This window comes from Cellulosimicrobium sp. SL-1 (genome assembly GCF_011033075.1).
GTDB lineage: Bacteria > Actinomycetota > Actinomycetes > Actinomycetales > Cellulomonadaceae > Cellulosimicrobium > Cellulosimicrobium funkei.
Genome location: NZ_JAACJC010000011.1, coordinates 96697 through 115778, shown reverse-complemented (window position 1 = coordinate 115778; position 19082 = coordinate 96697). Strand labels below are relative to the sequence as shown.

Below are 19082 nucleotides of genomic sequence, written 5' to 3'. Positions count from 1 at the left end.
CTCGGTCCCCGCCCCCGCCTCCTCCGACCGCACCTGACACCACCACGACACCACTCCTGGAGCTTCGTCATGCCCACTTTCCCCGCCCCCCAGCCCCTGCCCGTCGTCGTCGACGTGCCGTTCGCCCAGCTGCACGTGGTCGCCGGGGACCGCGACGACGTCGTCGTCACGGTCCTGCCGACCGACCCTGCGAAGTCCGGCAGCGTCCGCGCCGCCGAGGCGGTCCGCGTCGACGGCGACGGCAGCGCCCTGACGATCTCCTACCCCGGGTCGTGGAAGCAGTACGTGCTGCCGTTCGCGTCCGGCACCGCCGACATCACCGTCGAGCTGCCCGCGGGCTCCCACGTGCGCGGCAAGGCGGGCTCGCTCTACGCCGAGGGCGGCCTCGGCACCGTCGAGATGGCGCTGTCCGCCGGGGACGCCCGCGTCGAGGACGTCGACCGGCTCGACGTCAAGGCCTCGACGGGCTCCGTGGCGGCGCGCCGCGTGCGGGGCTCGCTGGACGCCCGCGTCAGCGCCGGGTCGGTCCGCGTCGAGGAGGTCCGTGGCGAGGGCACCATCAAGGCGACCAACGGCACGACGACGGTCGGTGCCGTCACCGGCTCGCTCGCCGTGCACGGCGCGCACGGCGACATCGCGGTGGCGCGCGTGAGCGGCACGCTCACGGCCAAGTCCGCGCACGCCGGCATCCGGGTCGAGCGCCTGGAGTCGGGGAGCGTCACCCTCGCGACGTCGTACGGCTCGATCGAGGTGGGCGTGCCCGAGGGCACCGCCGCGTTCCTCGACGCGAGCTCCGAGCACGGCAGCGTGCGCAACCACCTCACGCCCACGGAGGGCCCCGTCGAGGACGAGGCCACCGCGGAGATCCACGCCAGCACCGGGTTCGGCGACGTCGTCGTCCGTCGGCCCTGACCACACCTGAGAGAGACGGAGACCTGGACATGTCTGTCGACCAGACCCTCGCACCCGCGGTACGGGTACGAGGCATCGAGAAGTCGTTCGGCGACCTGCACGTGCTGCGAGGGGTCGACCTGGACGTGGCACGCGGGAGCATCTTCGCGCTGCTGGGGTCCAACGGGGCGGGCAAGACCACGCTCGTGCGGATCCTGTCGACGCTGCTCGCGCCCGACGCGGGGACCGCGAGCGTCCACGGGCACGACGTCGTCGAGCAGCCCGGGCAGGTCCGTGAGTCGATCTCGCTGACCGGGCAGTTCGCCGCGGTCGACGAGGTCCTCACCGGTCGGGAGAACCTCGTGCTCGTCGCGCGCCTGCACCACCTGAAGAACCCCGGTCAGGTGGCGGACGACCTCCTCGCCCGCTTCTCGCTCACCGACGCGGGCTCGCGTCGGGCCGGGACCTACTCGGGCGGGATGCGCCGTCGCCTCGACATCGCGATGAGCCTGATCGGCGACCCGCCGGTCATCTTCCTCGACGAGCCGACGACCGGCCTGGACCCCCAGGCTCGCATCGAGGTCTGGGCCACGGTGCGCGAGCTCGCCCAGGGCGGCACGACCGTGCTGCTCACCACGCAGTACCTCGACGAGGCCGAGCAGCTCGCGGACCGGATCGCGATCCTGCACCGCGGCACCATCATCCAGAACGGCACCCTGGCCGAGCTCAAGGCGCTCCTGCCGCCCGCGCAGGTCGAGTACGTCGAGAAGCAGCCGTCCCTGGAGGACGTGTTCCTCACCCTCGTCGGCGAGACCGGCGACGACCCCACGACCCCGACGACCCCCGAGGGCACCCAGCCCGCCGGAGAGGAGCTCCGATGACCACGCACGTCCTGGCCGACACCCGTGTGCTGACCGGCCGCTCGCTGCGCCACATCCTGCGCAGCCCGGACACGATCATCACGACCGCAGTCACCCCGATCGCGCTCATGCTGCTCTTCGTCTACGTCCTCGGCGGCGCGATCGACACCGGCGCCGCCGGGTCGTACATCGACTACATGCTGCCCGGCATCCTGCTCATCACCGTCGCCTCGGGCGTCGCGTACACGTCGTACCGGCTGTTCCTCGACCTGCAGGGCGGCATCTTCGAACGCTTCCAGTCGATGCCCGTCGCGCGGTCCAGCGTCCTGTGGGCGCACGTGCTGACGTCGCTCGTGGCGAACCTCGTCTCCGTGACGATCGTCGTGGGCGTGGCGCTCCTCATGGGGTTCCGCACCGGGGCGTCGGTGGGCGCGTGGCTCGCGGTGCTGGGCATCCTCGTGCTCTTCACGCTCGCCCTGACATGGCTCGCGGTGGTCGCCGGGCTCTCGGCCAAGACGGTCGACGGAGCGTCGGCGTTCAGCTACCCGTTGATCTTCCTCCCGTTCATCAGCTCCGCGTTCGTCCCCACGGACACCATGCCGGGCCCGGTCGCGTGGTTCGCGGAGAACCAGCCGGTCACCGCGATCGTCGACACGCTGCGCGCGCTGTTCGGCGGGCAGCCGGTCGGGTCCGACATCTGGGTCGCGCTCGCGTGGCTCGTCGGGATCCTCGTCGTCGCCTACGCGTGGGCCGTCGCGATCTACCGGCGCAAGATGCGCTGACCCGAGGGACGCGGACGGTCCCGGCGCGGGTGGAGGCGTGCCGCCCGCGCCAGGGGCGTGGCGCGGACGGCGTCCCGTGCCGGGACCGGCTGCCGGTGAGGGGCCGCGGCGCGGCCCCTCACCCGTCTGTGCGGCGTCCGCTACGCGGAGCGCTCGGGCCGACCGGCCGGGATCACGTCCGGGCCGTCGGTCGCCTGGTCCGCCTCCACGACCGCACCGATGTCGTCGCCGTGCACCGGCGCGCCCGGGAGGTCGACGGGCGGCGAGTCGGGCGGGGGAGGGGTGACGCTCCCCGCGAGCAGGTCGGGCCGGTCGGCGACGGTCGTGATCCCGCTCGACGCCGCGTAGCCCTTCTTGCGCAGGGCGCGCGCACGCTCGCCGGCCGAGCGCAGGCGCGGGTTCACGTACTCGTCGATGCCGAAGTTGACGAGCGACAGGGCCGTGCCGAGCAGCGCGATGCACAGGCCGGCGGGGACGTACCACCACCAGTAGTCGGGGAAGGCGCCGTTCTGCTGGGCCCAGAAGAGGATCGTGCCCCAGTTGAGGTTCGTGATGGGGATGACCCCGATGAAGGCGAGGGTCGTCAGGCCGAGGACTGCGGCGGTCACGGTGCCGACGAAGCTCGACGCGATGATCGCGGTGAGGTTCGGCAGCATCTCGACGGCGATGATGCGGTGGATCGGCTCGCCGTTCGCCCGCGCGGCCTGGATGAAGTCCCTGTTCCGCAGCGACAGGGTCTGCGCCCGCAGGACGCGCGCGCCCCAGGCCCAGCCCGTGATCGCGAGCACCGTGGAGACGAGCAGCAGGCTCGGGTTCTCCTGCTGCGACGCCACGATGATCATGAGCGGCAGGCCCGGGAGCACGAGGAACACGTTGGTCACGGCCGAGAGCGACTCGCTCCGCCACCCCGCGACGTACCCGGCGGTCACCCCGACGACCACCGCGACGAGCGTCGCGATGATGCCGGAGACGAAGCCGACGACGAGCACGCCGCGCGTGCCGTAGATGATCTGGCTGAGGACGTCCTCGCCCATGTGCGTCGTGCCGAGCAGGTGCTGGGCGGACGGCGGCTGCTTGAGCGCGGTGAAGTCCTTCTCCAGCGGGCCGTAGGGCGCGAGGAGGTCGCCGAAGACCGCCACGAGCGCGAACACGCCGAGGATGATCAGGCCCGTGAGCGACTTGCCGTTGCGGAACATCGCGAACGACGCCCCGGCACGGCTCGTGAGGCCGCGGCCGGAGGACGTGCCCGGGTCGGGCGGGGTCGTCGCGGGCGTGGGACCGCTCGCCGCGGTCGTGGTGGTGGACGTCATGGCTCAGGCCTCCGTCTGGCGCGTGCGCGGGTCGAGGGCGGCGTAGGCGACGTCCGCCAGGATGTTCGCCACGAGGACCGAGAGCGTGATGACGAGGAAGAGCCCCTGCATCAGCGGGTAGTCCTTCGCGTTGGTGGCGTCGAGCAGCAGCTTGCCCACCCCGGGGTAGGAGAAGACGAGCTCCATGACGAGCGTGCCGCCCACGATGAAGCCGAGGGAGAGGGCGAAGCTCGACAGCTGCGGCAGCACCGCGTTGCGCGACGCGTAGCGCGTGAGCACCTTGCGGGGCGGGAGGCCCTTGGCCTGCGCGACCGTGACGTAGTCCTCGTCGAGGACGGTGATCATCATGTTGCGCATCCCGAGGATCCAGCCGCCGAGCGACGCGACGACGATGGTCAGCGCGGGCAGCGTGCCGTGCTGGACGACGTCCCACGCGAACTCCCACGACCACTCGGGCGACGCGCCCTTGCTGTACGCGTGGGAGGCGGGGAACCAGCCGAGCGTGCTGGAGAAGACCGCGATGGCGATGAGCCCCATCCAGAAGTACGGCACCGTCGAGAAGAACGTCGAGACGGGCACGATCGCGTCGGCCCTGCTCCCGCGGCGCCACCCGATGATCGCGCCCAGCCCGCTGCCGAGGAAGAAGCTGAGGATCGTGGCGATGCCGACGAGCCCGAGCGTCCACGGCAGGGCGGCGGCGATCACGTCGCCGACAGGAGCGAGGCCCTTGGAGAACGAGCGTCCGAGGTCCCCGCGGAGCATGAGGCCCCAGTAGTCGACGTACTGCTGGAGGAGCGAGCGGCCGTCGTCGAGCCCGAAGAGGGTGCGCAGCGACTCGGCCGCCTCGGGGCTGATCTTCCCCTGGTTCTTCGCGAGGTACGCGGAGACCGGGTCGCCCTTCATCATGCGGGGCAGGAAGAAGTTGATCGTGATCGCCGCCCAGGCGGTGAACAGGTAGAAGGCGGTGCGGCGGGCGAAGAATCGCAACGGGATCAGCTCCTCGACGATGCGCGGCCGGCGCCGGAGAAGTGGACCTCCGGGTTGGGCGAGGCATCGCGTAGCGCGCGGGTGTAGGGGTGCTGGGGGGCGAGGATCACGTCGTCGGCCGGGCCGTGCTCCACGACCTGGCCGTGGTGCAGCACCATGATCTCGTCGCTGAAGTGGCGCGCGGTCGCCAGGTCGTGCGTGATGTACAGGACCCCGAGGTTCGCCTCGCGCTGGAGCTCGGCGAGGAGGTTGAGGACGCCGAGGCGGATGGACACGTCGAGCATCGAGACCGGCTCGTCCGCGACGAGCAGCGCCGGTCGCGAGGCGAGGGCGCGCGCGATCGCGACGCGCTGGCGCTGGCCGCCGGAGAGCTCGTGCGGGCGCCGGTCCACGACGCCGCCGTCGAGGTGGACCCGGTCGAGGAGGCGGTGCACCTCGGCGTCGACCTCGTCCTTCGGGACCACGTGGTCGAGGCGCAGCGGGCGCTCGAGGTGGTGGCGGATCGTGTGGTACGGGTTGAGCGACGCGAACGGGTCCTGGAAGACCATGCGGACCTGCTGCCGGTAGCGGCGCAGGGCGCGTCCGCGACGGGGGACCGGCGCGCCGTCGAGCAGGATCTCGCCCGAGGTGGCGCGCTCGAGCTGCGTGAGGATCTTCGCGATCGTCGACTTGCCGCTGCCGCTCTGCCCGACGAGCGCGACGGTGCGGCCCGAGGTGAGCGTGAAGCTGACGTCGTCGAGCGCGAGCAGGTCGCCGGAGCCCCGGACCTTGTACTTCTTGCTCACGTGCGAGAGCTCGAGGGTGGTCATCGGGCCTGGCCTCCTGCGCTGGTCGTGGCCGTGCTCGCGACCGTGGCCGCGGGCTCCGAGCGGCCGCGCACGAACCCGCCCCGGTCCCCGGTGAGGCTCGGGAACGAGCCGAGGAGCGTGCGCGTGTACTCGTGCCGGGCGTGGTGGTAGATGTTCGACGCCGTGTCGAGCTCGACGATCCGGCCCTGGCGCATGACCGCGATCCGGTCGGAGATCTCGAGGAGCAGCGGGAGGTCGTGCGTGATGAAGATGACCGAGAAGCCGAACTGCTTCCGCAGGTCCGAGATCTGCTGGAGGATCTCGCGCTGCACGAGGACGTCGAGGGCCGTCGTCGGCTCGTCCATGATCATGAGCTGCGGCTTGAGCGCGAGGGCCATCGCGATCATGACGCGCTGGCGCATGCCGCCGGACAGCTCGTGCGGGTAGGAGCGCAGCCGGTCGCGGCCGACGCCGACGAGGTCGAGGAGCTGGGCGCTCTCCTCGGTCCGCTCGGCCTTGCTCATCCGGGGGCGGTGCGTCTCGAACACGTCGCCGAGCTGCTTGCCGATGTTGGCGACCGGGTTGAGCGCGTTCATCGCCCCCTGGAACACCATCGACGCCTTGTCCCACCGGAACCGGCGCATCGCGTCGTCGTCCAGCGCGTTGAGGTCGACGTCCTCGCCCGACTCGTCGTGGAAGACCGCCGACCCCGAGGGGATGACGGCCGGCGGCTTGAGCAGCCGCTGGATGCCGTACGCGAGCGACGTCTTGCCGCAGCCGGACTCGCCGGCGAGACCGAGGATCTCCCCCCGGTGCAGCGTGAGGGAGACGTCGCTGACGGCCTCGACGGGCGGGTCGACGTCGTAGACCACGCTGAAGTGCGAGACGGTCAGCAGGGGTTCGCTGTTCACTCGTCCTACCTGTTCCTGTGCTGGGGGCCGGGCCGCACCGAGGCTCGCGCGGCGGGCGCCGCGCGAGCCTCGGGGTCTCACTCGGCCGGCTTGAGCTGGGTGAGGATCAGCACCGCGGTCGGCTGCGTCGGGTCCGCGTTGATGTACGGGTCGTCGTCGCTGGGCCAGCCGACGTAGCTGCGCGTGTTGAACTCGGTGATGAACGGGCGCGTGCCGATCGGCATGACCGGGACCTGCTCGACGAAGATCTTCTGCGCCTCCGCGATGGCCGTGGCGCGGTCCTCGTCCGTCGTCGCGGCGAGGTACGCGTCGAGGGCGGCCGTGGCCTCCGGGCTGTCGAAGCGGCCGAAGTTGTAGTCCGCGGCCTCACCGACCGGCTTGAGCCAGCGGGCGTCCATCGTGTCGCTGTAGATGTCGTACGGGGTCGCCCCGGTCTCGGTCCAGTGCAGGATCGCGTCGAAGTCGCCCGTGCCCTTCGCGGCCCACCAGGAGTCGGAGTCGGGCGTGTCGACCGTGGCCTCGACGCCGATCGCCTTGACCGACTCCGCGATGAGGCTGATGCCCGTGACGTAGTCGTTCCAGCCCTGCGGGACGCTCAGCCGGAACGTGACGGGCTCGCCGTCCGGGTCGACGAGGGAGTCGCCGTCGAACGTGTACCCCGCGTCGGTGAGCACCTTCTTGGCGCCGTCGACGTCGACCTCGTACTCCTCGCCCGCGTACTCGTCCGAGATGAACGGGTCGCCGGCCGGGGTGGGCAGGCCCGTGACGGAGGTCAGGAGCGGCACGCCGCCCTCGCGGGCGATCTGCTGGTGCTGCTCGCGGTCGATCACCATGTTGACGGCCTGGCGGAACGCGACGTCGTCGAACGGCTTCTTGGTCGTGTTGACGAACATCGCGTCGATGCCGAGACCGGCGGGCGCCCAGTACACGTTGTGCTCCGGGTCCTTGTCGACGAAGGCCGACTGCACGTTCGGCAGGAACGCCTGGGCCCAGTCCGCGTCCCCGTTGGCGAGGGCGGTCGTCAGGGCGCTGTTGTCGTTGTAGGAGACGTAGTACAGCGTCGGGACCGCGAGCTCGCCGCCCCAGTAGTCGTCGCGCGCGTCGAGCTGGACGCTCTCCGTGCTGAAGCTCGTCAGCGTGTACGGGCCCGTGCCGACGGGGTCGGGGTTCGTCTCCGTCGTCGGGTCGGCGATGCCCTCCCACACGTGCTTCGGCACGACGAACCGGTGCAGCACCTTGTCCTGCTTGGCGAACATCGGCGTGCCGAACGAGACGGTGACCGTGTCGCCGTCGACGGCGACGTCGGTGATGTCGAGCGCCGCGGTGTTCAGCTCGGGGGTGTCGACGAGCATCTGGTACGAGTACGCGATGTCGTCGGCCGTGAGGTCCTGGCCGTCGCTCCACTTCACGCCCTCGCGGGTCGTGAGCGTGACCGACGTGTAGTCGTCGGACCACGTGATCTCGGACGCCAGCCACGGACGGACCTCGTCCGACGGGTCGACCACGTTGACGATGCCGACGGGCTCGTAGATCGCGTTGACGTAGCCGAGCTTGAGCGCGGACGAGTCGCCGATCCAGGGGTTGTTCGACTCGGTCGCGATGGCGCCGTCCGGCTTGGCGATCGTGAGGGCTGCGCCCCCGCCGGAGCTGGTCGTGCTGTCGTCGTCGTTGCCGCCGGACGACGAGCAGCCGGTCAGCACGAGCGCTGTCGCGATGCCGAGGGCGATCGCGGAGGCCTTCAACCTCATGAATCTCTCTCCTTCGAGGGAACGACGTCCCCGGCGCGCTGCCGGGGCGGTGGAGCGTGGGGTGTGACGGAAGGTGCGGGGCGCTGGGTCGCCCCTCGGCTGGACCGCGGTCCGGGCTACTCCTCTTCGGTGGTGCTCTCCTGCACCCGGACCGCGGTGTCCAGGCGGAGGTCGTGGACGGAACGCCCCACCCGCAGCCGGTACGTCCCGGCCGGGAGGTGCCAACGCCCGCCGTCGGTGTCCCACACCTCGAGCTGACGACGGGGGACGGTCACGGTGACGTCGGCGGAGGCGCCCGCAGCGACGTCGACGACGGCGAACCCGCCGAGCCAGCGGACCGGGCGGTCGCGCTCGGCGACCGGGGCCGACGCGGGCACGACCGGGGGCTCGACGTAGACCTGGACGACCTCGCGGCCGTCGCGCGGTCCGGTGTTGGTGACGTGGACCGTGAGGACCGTGTCGCCGTCCGGCGTGCGGGCCGGCCGGCCGACACGGTCGTACGACCACGTCGTCCAGCCCAGCCCGTGACCGAAGGGTGCGGCGGGGACGGCGCCCGAGCGCTCCCACGCGCGGTACCCGACGTGGACGCCGTCGTGGTACTCGACGATCCCGTCGGCGGGCACCGCGTGCGGGACCGGGACGTCGGCCGCGGCGGCAGGGAGCGTCCAGGGGAGCCGGCCGGCCGGCTCGACGGCGCCCGCGAGCACGTCGGCGATCGAGTGCCCGGCCTCCTGGCCGGGGAACCAGACCCAGAGCACGGTGCGCGCGCGGTCGAGCCAGGGGAGCAGCACGGGCGCGCCGGCGTTGACCACGACGACGGCGTCCGGGTCGGCGTCGAGGACGCGCTCGACGAGCTCGTCCTGGCGGCCGGGGAGCGCGAGGGACGTGCGGTCCCAGCCCTCCGACTCGACCTCCTCGTTCGTCCCGACGACGACGACGGTGAGGTCCGCCGCGCGGGCGGCCTCGACGGCGTCGGCGATCTCTCGCTCGACGCTCGGGGCGGGCACCCGGTGGCGCAGCTCCGCACGCACCAGGTTCCCGTAGCCCTGGGCGCGCGTCACGAGCAGCGCGGCGCGGACGTGCACGCGGCGCGGGGCGTCGACGTGGACGGTCGCCGGGACCCCCGCCGGGTTGTTGATCGAGGAGTCGAGGATGACCTCGACGCCCGACCGGTGCTCGTCCTTCGCGACGACGGCCCCGTCGATCTCGATCGAGTGGCCGGGGACCGTCCCGACCTCGAGCACGTGGTCCCCGGGCTCGTCGAGCAGCACGTCGACGTCGAGCACGACGGTGTCGACCTCGTCGGGCAGGTCGCGCAGGAACCCGTCCCAGCGCGGCAGGACCTCCTCGTGGAGCGTCGCGCCCTCGGCGTCGAGCCAGGTCACCGAGACGGCGGCGCCGTCGGGGCTGCGCCCCTCGACGTCGAGCCGCGGGGCGAACCGGCGTGCGTCGCCGCCGCGGGCCACGGTGAGCGTGGCGTCGGGCCAGCGGGCGGCCAGACCCTCGGCGGGCGTGACGACGTGCGCGGGGTTCACGGTCGAGCTGCCGCCGCCGAGCACGTGCGGGCGCACGGCGTTGGGGCCGACGAGCGCGATCGAGCGCGGCGCGGGGCGGTCCCAGACGGGGTTCTCGGCGTCCGACCGCAGGACGACGGTGCCGGTCGCGGCGGTGCGGCGCACGAGCGCGCGCAGGTCGCCGTCGTGGGTGACCGGGCGGCCGGGCTCGTCGAGCGCACCGACGCGGCGCGCGAGCAGGAGGATGCGGGCGACCTTGTCGTCGATCTCGCTCCGGGGGACGCGACCCTCCTCGACCGCGCGGACGAGGGCGTCCTCCCACGGGCCGCCGGGCCCGGGCATGACGACGTCGAGGCCGCCGTTCGCCGAGAGCTCGGTCGTGCGCGTCGCGACCCAGTCGGAGACGACGGCGCCGTCGAACCCGAGCTCGTCCTTGAGCACGTCGGTGAGCAGGTGCCGGTGCCCGGTCATGGGTCCGGACTCGACGCCGTCGTCCACCTGGTTGTAGGCGGCCATGACGGACCAGGCGCCGGCTGCCACGGCGTCCTCGAACGGCGCGAGGTAGACCTCGCGCAGCACGCGCGGGTCGACGTGCGACACGTACGACGTGCGCTGGGTCTCGGAGTCGTTCGCGACGTAGTGCTTGACGCACGCCGCGACGCCCTGGTCCTGGAGCCCGCGCACGACGCCGGTGCCGATCTGCGCGGTGAGGTACGGGTCCTCGGAGTAGCACTCGAAGTGCCGGCCGCCGACGGGCGTGCGCTGGATGTTGACCTGGGGTGCGAGGACGACGTCGACGCCGTGCGCACGCGCCTCGCGGGCGAACGCGTGCCCGGTCTCGCGGGCGACCTCTCGGTCCCACGTCGCTCCCACCGCGCTCGGCGACGGGAAGAGGACGGAGGTCTCGCCCTCGACCTCGCTCGTGCCCCGGACGCCGACGGGGCCGTCCGACAGGACGACAGGCCGCAGCCCGAGCGCGTCCGACGCGTGCAGGCGCCACATGGACTGCCCGGTGAGGAGGCGGACCGCGTCGCGGAGGGGCAGGCCCTGCGCGGTGGTGCGCAGCGTGGCGAGCTCCGCGGGATCGCGCTCTCCCGCCAGGGACTGCGATGTCACGTTCGTGCTCCTCGTCGTCGAGTCGGCTGTCGATCCGTGAACTTACCGTGCAGTCAGTAAGTGCGCAAGAATCTGCGTTTGCGCAGGTCAGATCGATATCTGTCCGTGATCTTCGGCGCGGTGGGGACTCGGACGCGGTGCGGCGTGCGTAGGATCGCCCCGGACGGTGACGGACCGAGGACGTGCTCGGCGCCCGCGAGCCCGCGTCGACGCCGACGGCGGCGCACCGGGCACCACGACGAGAAAGTGACGAGGCGATGACCACGAGCAGGCGGCGTCCGCGGGTGCGGGAGGAGACCCTCCGGCGCCGTGAGGAGATCCTCAAGGCCGCCATGGCGACCTTCGGGAGCAAGGGCTACCACAACGGCCCGCTCACGGAGATCGCGGAGCAGGTCGACATGACCCACGCCGGGATCCTCCACCACTTCGGGTCCAAGGACCACCTCCTCCTGGAGGTGCTCCGCTACCGCGACGAGAGCGACGTCGCCGGCCTCGACGGGCAGCACATCCCCGGCGGCATCGACATGTTCCGCCACCTGGTGCGCACGGCGTTCCTCAACGCGCAGCGGGCCGGGATCGTGCAGACGTACGCCGTGCTCTCCGCGGAGTCCGTGACCGACGCACACCCGGCGCGAGAGTTCTTCGAGGTCCGGTACCGGACCCTGCGGCGCGAGGCGGTCGAGGCGTTCGAGGCGCTGTGCGCGGAGCGGGGCGTCACGGTGCCGACGACCGTCCGGCACGCGGCGGCCTCGATCCTCGCGGTCATGGACGGGCTCCAGGTGCAGTGGCTCCTCGACCCGACCCAGGTCGACCTCGGCGAGGCGAGCGAGTTCGCGATCGAGGCGATCGTCTCGGCGGTGCTCGACCCGCGCCCGTCCCCGCTGGGGGGCCGTGCGCCGGCCCCGGCGGAGGAGGGCGGCGACGCGGACCCCGCCCCCACCGGGGAGACGGGGGCGCCGGTCGAGCCCGCGGAGGCGGCGAAGGCCTGACGCGCGCGGGCCGGGTCCGGACCTTCGGCCCCGCGGCGTCGCGACGACCGGCCCTGTCCGGGAGGCCGCCCGGCTGCGAGGATCGAGGGCGTGCAGACCCTCGCCCAGGCGGTGACCACCCAGTCGGAGGCGGCCCGGGAGAAGGTGCTCCTCGCCAGACGCCCCGGGCGCTACCTCGTCGCGGCGATGCTCGCGGGCGCGTACATCGGCGTCGGCGTGGTGCTCATGGTCGCGACGGCGGGACCGTTCCTCGCCGCCGGGGCGCCGGGCGAGCGCCTCGTCGCCGGCGGCGTGTTCGCCGCGGCGCTCACCCTCGTCGTCTTCGCCGGGGCCGAGCTCGCCACGTCCGCGATGATGGTCCTCACCCAGGGCGTCGCGACGCGCGCCGTCCGGGTGCGCGACGCCGTCGTCACGCTGGGCCTGTGCCTCGTCGGCAACCTGGCGGGGTCGATGCTCTTCGCCTGGGCCGTCACGCAGGCGGGGGTCCTGCGCTCGAACGCGGCCGCGGGCGAGATGGTCGCCTCGATGCTGCGCGCCAAGGCGCACGAGACCGGGGGAGAGCTCTTCTTCCGCGGCGTGCTGTGCAACGTCCTCGTGTGCGCTGCGATCTGGGCCTGCGGGCGCCTGCGCTCGGAGGCGGGCAAGGCGGTCGTCCTGTTCTGGGGGATCCTCGCGTTCATCGCGTCCGGGTTCGAGCACGTCGTCGCCAACATGACGACGTTCTCCCTCGGGCTCTTCGGCGACCTCGGCCCGACGACGTGGGCCGACTTCGGCCGCAACCTCACCTGGGTGGGCCTCGGCAACCTCGTCGGCGGGGCCGTCGTCGTCGGGCTGGCGTACGTCGTCGTGGCCGGTCCGCGGGCGCGCGTGCTGCCGGAGGTGTGACCCCGGCGTCGGTCGTCGCGGTCCGCAGGGCGGGACGGGCTTGGCCGGGGCGTGGGACGCGTGCCTATCATCGACCGACCCACAAGCACCCGGCGGGCCGTTGAGAGAGACGGAGGCCGGCGACAGATGGAGCAGCACGTGGCACTTGTCGTGCAGAAGTACGGCGGTTCGTCCGTCTCGGACGCCGAGAGCATCAAGCGGGTGGCCAAGCGCATCGCCGAGGCGAAGCGGGCCGGGAACGACGTCGTCGTCGTGGTCTCGGCGATGGGCGACACGACCGACGAGCTCATCGACCTCGCCCAGCAGGTCAGCCCCCTCCCTCCGCAGCGCGAGATGGACATCCTCCTCACCGCGGGCGAGCGCATCTCGATGTCGCTGCTCGCGATGGCGATCACCAGCCTCGGCGTGAAGGCGAAGTCGTTCACCGGGCAGCAGGCCGGTCTCATCACCGACGCGGTGCACGGCAAGGCGCGCATCGTCGACGTCGTCCCGACGCGCGTGCGCGAGACCCTCGACCGCGGCCAGGTCGCGATCGTCGCGGGGTTCCAGGGCGTGACGCAGTCGACGAACGACGTGACGACGCTCGGGCGCGGCGGGTCGGACACGACCGCCGTCGCGCTCGCGGCAGGTCTCGACGCCGACGTGTGCGAGATCTACACCGACGTGGACGGCGTGTTCACGGCCGACCCGCGCATCGTGCCGTCCGCGCGCAAGATCGACCGCATCACGTACGAGGAGATGCTCGAGATGGCGGCGAGCGGCGCGAAGGTCCTCGCGCTGCGCTGCGTCGAGTACGGCCGCCGGTACGGCGTCCCCATCCACGTGCGCTCGTCCTTCAGCGGCAAGGACGGCACGTTCGTCAGCGCGGACGCGTACACCGCGCGCCCCGGCGCGAGCGCCGGCTCCCCGGCCGGCACCGCCGGCAGCACCGCAGACCTTCCCGAGGAGACCGTCATGGAAGACCCGATCATCTCCGGCGTCGCGCACGACCGCAGCGAGGCCAAGATCACCGTCGTCGGCGTGCCCGACGTCCCGGGCACGGCCGCGCGGATCTTCGAGGTCGTCGCGGGCTCGGGCGTGAACATCGACATGATCGTGCAGAACGTGTCGGCGGCCCGCACGGGCCTCACCGACATCTCGTTCTCCCTCCCCGAGGGCGACGGACCCGCCGCGATGTCCGCCCTCTCGGCGCTGCAGGCCGAGATCGGGTTCGACTCGCTCCAGTTCGACGACCAGATCGGCAAGCTCTCGCTCGTCGGCGCGGGCATGAAGTCGCACCCCGGCGTGTCCGCGAAGCTCTTCGGCGCGCTGCGCGACGCGGGCATCAACATCGAGATGATCTCCACCTCGGAGATCCGCATCTCCGTCGTCACGCGCGAGGACTCGCTCGACGACGCGGTGCGCGCCGTGCACACCGCCTTCGAGCTCGACGCCGCCGACGGCGAGGCCGTCGTCTACGCCGGCACCGGCCGCTGACCCGACGCAGGAGAGGACCCACCATGAGCACCCAGAGCACCCCCGGTCTGCACCTCGCCGTCGTCGGCGCGACCGGCCAGGTCGGCGCGGTCATGCGCCGCCTCCTCGAGGAGCGCGACCTGCCCGTCGCGAGCGTCCGCTACTTCGCGTCGGCGCGCTCCGCCGGGTCGACGCTCCCGTGGCGCGGGACCGACGTCGTCGTGGAGGACGTCGCCGCGACCCCGACCGAGGACCTGCGCGGGATCGACGTCGCGCTCTTCTCCGCGGGCGGCGCGACGTCGAAGGCGCAGGCCGAGCGGTTCGCCGCCGCGGGCGCCGTCGTCATCGACAACTCCTCCGCGTGGCGCATGGACCCCGACGTCCCGCTCGTCGTCTCGGAGGTGAACCCGGGCGCGCTGCGCGAGGCGCGCAAGGGCATCATCGCCAACCCCAACTGCACGACGATGGCCGCGATGCCCGTCCTCAAGCCGCTCTCGGACGAGGCCGGGCTGGAGCGCCTCGTCGTCGCGACGTACCAGGCCGTCTCCGGGGCCGGGCTCGCCGGTGCGGAGGAGCTGCGCGCCCAGGCCGTCGCCGGCGCGGCGGCCGAGGGCACGGGCGCCGGGCTCGTCGGGCTCGTGCACGACGGCGGCGCGGTCGCCTTCCCCGAGCCCACCGTCTTCCCGCGCAACGTCGCGTTCAACGTCGTCCCGCTCGCCGGGTCGATCGTCGACGACGGGCAGGAGGAGACGGACGAGGAGAAGAAGCTCCGCAACGAGTCCCGCAAGATCCTCGGGCTGCCCGAGCTCGCTGTCGCGGGCACGTGCGTGCGCGTCCCCGTGTTCACCGGGCACTCGCTCGCGATCCACGCCGAGTTCGGCGCCGCGATCACGCCCGACCGGGCGCGCGAGATCCTCGCCGCCGCCCCCGGCGTCGCGCTCGCGGACGTACCCAACCCTCTCGAGGCGGCCGGCAAGGACCCGTCGTTCGTCGGTCGCGTCCGCACCGACCAGTCCGTCCCCGGCGGACGCGGCCTCGTGCTGTTCGTCTCGAACGACAACCTCCGCAAGGGCGCCGCGCTCAACGCGGTCCAGCTCGCCGAGCTCGTCGCCCAGGATCTCGACGGCGTCCGCGCCGCGTTCGCCCCCGCCCTCGCGAGGTAGAGCCCCGGTCCCGCGAGGTAGAGCCCCGGTCCGCCGAGGTAGAGCCCTGGTCGTGACCAGGGCTCTACCTCGCGAGCCGGGGGCGTCAGCGGGGCGCGCTCAGCCCTCGACGAGCCGGGCCATGTCGTCCCCGTCCGCGAGGCCCACGATGTTGCCGGCCGGGTCGGTGAACCAGGCGCCGTCGCCGCCCTCCATGAAGCCGCGCGCGATCCCCTTCTCGTCCTGGTCGAACCCCTCGTAGCGCTCGAACGTCACGCCCTTCGCGGTGAGCTCGTCGACGACCTGGTCCACGTCGTCGACGGTGAGGTGCATGACCGTGAAGGCGGCCGGCCGATGGTCCTCCTTCGGATAGACGAACACGTCCGAGCCGCCGCCGAGGTGGAGCACCAGACCGTTCCCGCCGTCGAGTGCCGTGACGGGGAGCCCGAGGGTGTCCCCGTAGAACGCGCGCGCCGCGTCGAGGTCGTCCGCCGAGAAGCTGGAGAACCCGCGCCGAATCGTGACCATCGCTGCCTCACTCCTTTCGGGATCGCCGGCGGCCGTACGGCGGGGCCCGCCGCGCGCGCCGGGTGGTCCCAGCCTGCCACCGTGCCGCCCCCGCGGCACCGCCCCCCGTGGGTGATACGGAGCGCGCCCGACGATGCGGTGCGCGGTCAGGTCGTCGCGCGTCGCCCGAGGGTCGGGGCGACCACCCACATCGCCGCCGCGGCGAGCACGTGCCAGATCGCGTGGCCCTGCGGTTCGACGCCGAACCAGCCGACGGCGTCGCACGGCCATCCTGTGCGCGTGAACGTGCTGACGGCACCGCCGGCTGCGAGGAGGGCGATGGTGAGGACGACCCGCCGCCGGACGCCAGGACGGAACCACGCGCGCAGGGCGCTCGCCCCGACGGCGGTGACCGAGACCGCCCACTGGAAGTAGGTGGACGCCTCCGGGACCGTGGCGGCGAGAAGGACGTCAGCGAGGGTCGGGGCGAGCCACCACCAGGTCCGCATCCGGCGGCCGGTGAGGTCCGAGACGGCGTCGGCGGTGACCAGCGCGAGCGCGCCGAACAGCGGTGGGTCGTGGATGACCGGGCTCCACGACGGTGCCGGGCCGTGCTGGACGACCGATCCGAGTCCGACGAGGACAGCGAGGACGCCCAGCGTGGTGCGGGGGGCGAGGGGCGTCGCACCGGTGGCGGCGCCGGAGGGGCGTCGTGCGGCTCGTCGCGCACCGAGGAGGATCGCCACGCCGACGACGACGAACGCGAGGCTCGTCACGGTGCTGAGCGGCTCGGCGAACGGCGCAGTGCCCGTGTACTCGCAGCCGTCCACACGTGCCCCTCTCCGCGCCTGCCTCTCTCTCGATTCTCTGCCGGGTCGGTCGCTTCCGCGAGGGGGTTGCGGATGTCGCTGCACTGTGGTTCATTAGTTAAGTAATGAACCACAGGACACGCGAGGCGGGAGAGGATGGGGCCCATGTTCGACGGACCTGAACCCATCTACCTCCAGATCGCGCAGATGATCCGTGCGCAGGTGCTCGCGGGGGAGCTCGCGGAGGAGGAGCAGGTCATGTCCACGACGCAGTTCGCGACGACGTTCCGGATCAACCCGGCGACGGCGGCCAAGGCGTTCGCCGGCCTCGTCGACGAGGGCGTCCTCTACAAGCGGCGCGGGCTCGGCATGTTCGTCGCACCCGGCGCGCGCGAGCGGCTGCTCGCCGAGCACCGCGCCAGGTTCTTCGACGAGGTCCTCGACCCCGCGCTCGCGCAGGCGGATCTCCTGGACATCCCGGCCGCCCAGATCGTCGAGCACGTCCTCGGCCGCCCGCGGCCCGCCGGTCCCGGGACCGGCGACGCACCCCGTACCGGCCCGACCACCGACCCCACCCCGAGGTGAGACCCGTGACCGCCCGGCCCACCAGCCACCCCACCGACCTCCCCGCCGCGACCGCGCCGGCGCCCTTCGGCGCCGAGGTGCGCGACGTCGTCGTGCGGTACGCCCGCGACGACGACCCCGCGCTCGACGGCGCGACCCTGACCATCCGGCCCGGCGTCATCACCGGCCTCCTGGGCCGCAACGGCGCCGGCAAGACGACGCTCGCCGCCCTGCTGGCCGCGTTCCGGCGCCCGACGTCGGGCACGGTCCGCGTCGGCCCGGACGGCGAGCTCGAGGACCCGTTCGAGAACGTCTGGGCGACGATGCACACCCAGCTCGTGCGCGAGAGCGGCGACGTCGGGGAGTCCGACAAGGCGCGCGACACGCTCGAGTACTACGCGGACGTGCGCCCGCACTGGGACGCCGAACTCGCCGGGCGCCTCCTCGACACGTTCGAGGTGGACGTCCGCAAGAAGCCCAACGAGCTCTCGCGCGGGAAGCGCTCGGCGCTCGGCGCGGTCGTCGGGCTCGCCGCCCGCGCGCCCCTGACGATCTTCGACGAGGTCTACCTCGGCATGGACGCCCCGAGCCGCTACGCGTTCTACGACGCGCTCGTCGCGGACTACGCCGAGCACCCGCGCACGATCCTGCTCTCGAGCCACCTGATCGCCGAGGTCGAGCGGCTCTTCGAGGACGTCGTGATCATCGACCGCGGGCGGGTCCTGCTCGCCGAGAACGCCGACGACGTCCGCGCGCGCGGCGTCAGCCTCACCGGGCCGGCGGACGTGGTCGAGCGCCACACCGCGGGCCGGGAGGTGCTCGCCCGGCAGCGGCTGGGGAGCACGGCCCAGGTCACGCTCTTCGGCACGTTCGCCCCCGACGAGCGGGCCGCGGCTGCCGCGGCCGGGCTCGAGGTCGGGGCGGTGCCCGTCCAGGACCTGTTCGTCCACCTCACGCGCACCGACCGCACCGCGGACGGCGCGCCCGCCCGCACCCGCACGCAGGAGGCACGATGACCGCCACGACCCCGCGCTCCGCGGAGCGCCGCGCGCTCGAGAAGGCCGCCCACCGGCGCGGCGTCCGCGCCGTCGCCTGGTACTTCATCGGCGGCACCTGGTACGTCGGCGTGTGGTTCTGGCTCATCGCGCTCGCCATCGGGGCCCTCGTCCTGTGGATCATGCTGCGCAACGACGACGTGAGCATCGAGGGCGTGGGCGGCGTCGCGGGCTCGGCGAAGTTCTTCCTCTTCGTCATGGGCATCCTCCTGCCGCTCATGACGATCGCGCTGCACGTCGCCGCCGGCGGCACGCGGCGGTCGTACACGCACGGCCTGTGGATCGGCGCCGCCGTCTCCGGGCTCACGTTCGGGATCGCGACCGCGCTCGTGCGGTGGGCGGAGTGGGCGCTGTTCCGCCAGGCCGGCTGGCCGACGGAGCAGGACCTCACGCAGCTCTACGCGGACGGGTCCGAGGTCGGGCTCATGATCCTCGTCGAGGGCACGTTCTGCGTCGTCTACTACCTCGCGGGCATGGTCGTCGCCGCGGGCTTCTACGGCTTCGGGTTCCTGCGCGGCGTGCTGCTCGTCGTCGCGTCGCTCGCGACCGTCCTGGTGAGCGAGGTGTTCCTGCGCTCCGGGTTCTTCGGCCACGCGCTCTCGCGCGTCGTCGGTCTCGACGGCACCCCCGTCTGGCTCGCCGTGCTCGGCGGGCTCGTCGGGGTCGTGCTCGCCGCACTGCTCCTGCGCGTCGTCCTGCGGGGCGTCGCGATCCGTCCGGTCGAGTTCGCGGGCACCGCGAGCGCCTGACCGGCAGCACCCTCCCGACC

General features: G+C 72.7%; 18 protein-coding genes. 10 read left to right on the top strand and 8 right to left on the bottom strand.

The window, feature by feature from the left end; all coding sequences use genetic code 11:
* Positions 1–69: 69 nt before the first annotated feature.
* The 3 genes from GWJ10_RS17040 to GWJ10_RS17030 are packed head-to-tail and all read left to right on the top strand — an operon-like array spanning position 70 to position 2533.
* Positions 70–912, top strand: coding sequence for a DUF4097 family beta strand repeat-containing protein (locus tag GWJ10_RS17040; RefSeq protein WP_163188672.1), 843 nt, complete (start codon positions 70–72; stop codon positions 910–912).
* A 29-nt stretch (positions 913–941) separates the two neighbouring features.
* Positions 942–1772, top strand: coding sequence for an ATP-binding cassette domain-containing protein (locus tag GWJ10_RS17035; protein ID WP_163188671.1), 831 nt, complete (start codon positions 942–944; stop codon positions 1770–1772).
* Complete coding sequence (locus tag GWJ10_RS17030) at positions 1769–2533, top strand: ABC transporter permease (protein ID WP_163188670.1); 765 nt, start codon at positions 1769–1771, stop codon at positions 2531–2533. Before GWJ10_RS17035 ends, GWJ10_RS17030 begins: the two co-directional genes overlap by 4 nt.
* Positions 2534–2673: 140 nt before the next feature.
* Here the strand turns inward: GWJ10_RS17030 and GWJ10_RS17025 are convergent, their stop codons facing one another.
* The 6 genes from GWJ10_RS17025 to GWJ10_RS17000 form a co-directional block, all read right to left on the bottom strand.
* Positions 2674–3843: an ABC transporter permease gene (locus tag GWJ10_RS17025; protein ID WP_083711644.1), complete on the bottom strand. Its 1170-nt coding sequence runs from the start codon at positions 3841–3843 to the stop codon at positions 2674–2676.
* A 3-nt stretch (positions 3844–3846) separates the two neighbouring features.
* Positions 3847–4830, bottom strand: a complete 984-nt coding sequence (locus GWJ10_RS17020; RefSeq protein ID WP_163188669.1) for an ABC transporter permease — start codon at positions 4828–4830, stop codon at positions 3847–3849.
* Between the two features lie 5 nt (positions 4831–4835).
* Positions 4836–5639, bottom strand: a complete 804-nt coding sequence (locus GWJ10_RS17015; protein ID WP_076404497.1) for an ATP-binding cassette domain-containing protein — start codon at positions 5637–5639, stop codon at positions 4836–4838.
* Positions 5636–6529, bottom strand: a complete 894-nt coding sequence (locus tag GWJ10_RS17010) for an ABC transporter ATP-binding protein (RefSeq protein WP_163188668.1) — start codon at positions 6527–6529, stop codon at positions 5636–5638. Before GWJ10_RS17010 ends, GWJ10_RS17015 begins: the two co-directional genes overlap by 4 nt.
* Before the next feature lie 77 nt (positions 6530–6606).
* The gene (locus tag GWJ10_RS17005) at positions 6607–8277 is read right to left on the bottom strand and encodes an ABC transporter substrate-binding protein (protein WP_163188667.1); all 1671 of its coding nucleotides are present in this window, start codon (positions 8275–8277) and stop codon (positions 6607–6609) included.
* A 116-nt stretch (positions 8278–8393) separates the two neighbouring features.
* Complete coding sequence (locus GWJ10_RS17000) at positions 8394–10907, bottom strand: glycoside hydrolase family 3 N-terminal domain-containing protein (protein ID WP_241005875.1); 2514 nt, start codon at positions 10905–10907, stop codon at positions 8394–8396.
* 257 nt (positions 10908–11164) lie between these two features.
* Here GWJ10_RS17000 and GWJ10_RS16995 point away from each other — a divergent pair, with 257 nt between their 5' ends.
* From GWJ10_RS16995 to GWJ10_RS16980, 4 genes are all read left to right on the top strand, one after another.
* Positions 11165–11896, top strand: a complete 732-nt coding sequence (locus tag GWJ10_RS16995; RefSeq protein ID WP_163188666.1) for a TetR/AcrR family transcriptional regulator — start codon at positions 11165–11167, stop codon at positions 11894–11896.
* Between the two features lie 90 nt (positions 11897–11986).
* Positions 11987–12781 carry a formate/nitrite transporter family protein gene (locus GWJ10_RS16990; protein WP_163188665.1) on the top strand — a complete coding sequence of 265 codons (795 nt, stop codon included), beginning with the start codon at positions 11987–11989 and terminating at the stop codon, positions 12779–12781.
* A 138-nt stretch (positions 12782–12919) separates the two neighbouring features.
* The gene (locus GWJ10_RS16985; RefSeq protein ID WP_031316267.1) at positions 12920–14257 is read left to right on the top strand and encodes an aspartate kinase; all 1338 of its coding nucleotides are present in this window, start codon (positions 12920–12922) and stop codon (positions 14255–14257) included.
* A gap of 23 nt (positions 14258–14280) precedes the next feature.
* Positions 14281–15399 carry an aspartate-semialdehyde dehydrogenase gene (locus tag GWJ10_RS16980; protein WP_163188664.1) on the top strand — a complete coding sequence of 373 codons (1119 nt, stop codon included), beginning with the start codon at positions 14281–14283 and terminating at the stop codon, positions 15397–15399.
* Positions 15400–15498: 99 nt separating this feature from the next.
* On the opposite strand, the gene GWJ10_RS16975 is transcribed toward GWJ10_RS16980, so the two are convergent.
* Together GWJ10_RS16975 and GWJ10_RS16970 are read right to left on the bottom strand one after the other, a co-directional pair.
* On the bottom strand, positions 15499–15906 hold the full coding sequence (locus GWJ10_RS16975) for a VOC family protein (protein WP_085387301.1): 408 nt from the start codon (positions 15904–15906) through the stop codon (positions 15499–15501).
* Between the two features lie 146 nt (positions 15907–16052).
* The gene (locus GWJ10_RS16970) at positions 16053–16715 is read right to left on the bottom strand and encodes a hypothetical protein (protein WP_163188663.1); all 663 of its coding nucleotides are present in this window, start codon (positions 16713–16715) and stop codon (positions 16053–16055) included.
* A 144-nt stretch (positions 16716–16859) separates the two neighbouring features.
* Here GWJ10_RS16970 and GWJ10_RS16965 point away from each other — a divergent pair, with 144 nt between their 5' ends.
* From GWJ10_RS16965 to GWJ10_RS16955, 3 genes are read left to right on the top strand one after another with little or no spacing between them, the layout of a single operon-like run.
* Entirely contained in the window at positions 16860–17279 is a 420-nt protein-coding gene (locus GWJ10_RS16965; protein WP_074803054.1) for a GntR family transcriptional regulator, read from the top strand.
* A gap of 5 nt (positions 17280–17284) precedes the next feature.
* A complete protein-coding gene (locus GWJ10_RS16960; protein ID WP_163188662.1) occupies positions 17285–18274 on the top strand; it encodes an ABC transporter ATP-binding protein in 990 nt (329 codons plus the stop codon).
* A complete protein-coding gene (locus tag GWJ10_RS16955; RefSeq protein WP_163188661.1) occupies positions 18271–19062 on the top strand; it encodes a hypothetical protein in 792 nt (263 codons plus the stop codon). The genes GWJ10_RS16960 and GWJ10_RS16955 overlap by 4 nt, the downstream gene beginning before the upstream one ends.
* The last annotated feature ends 20 nt before the right edge of the window (positions 19063–19082 follow it).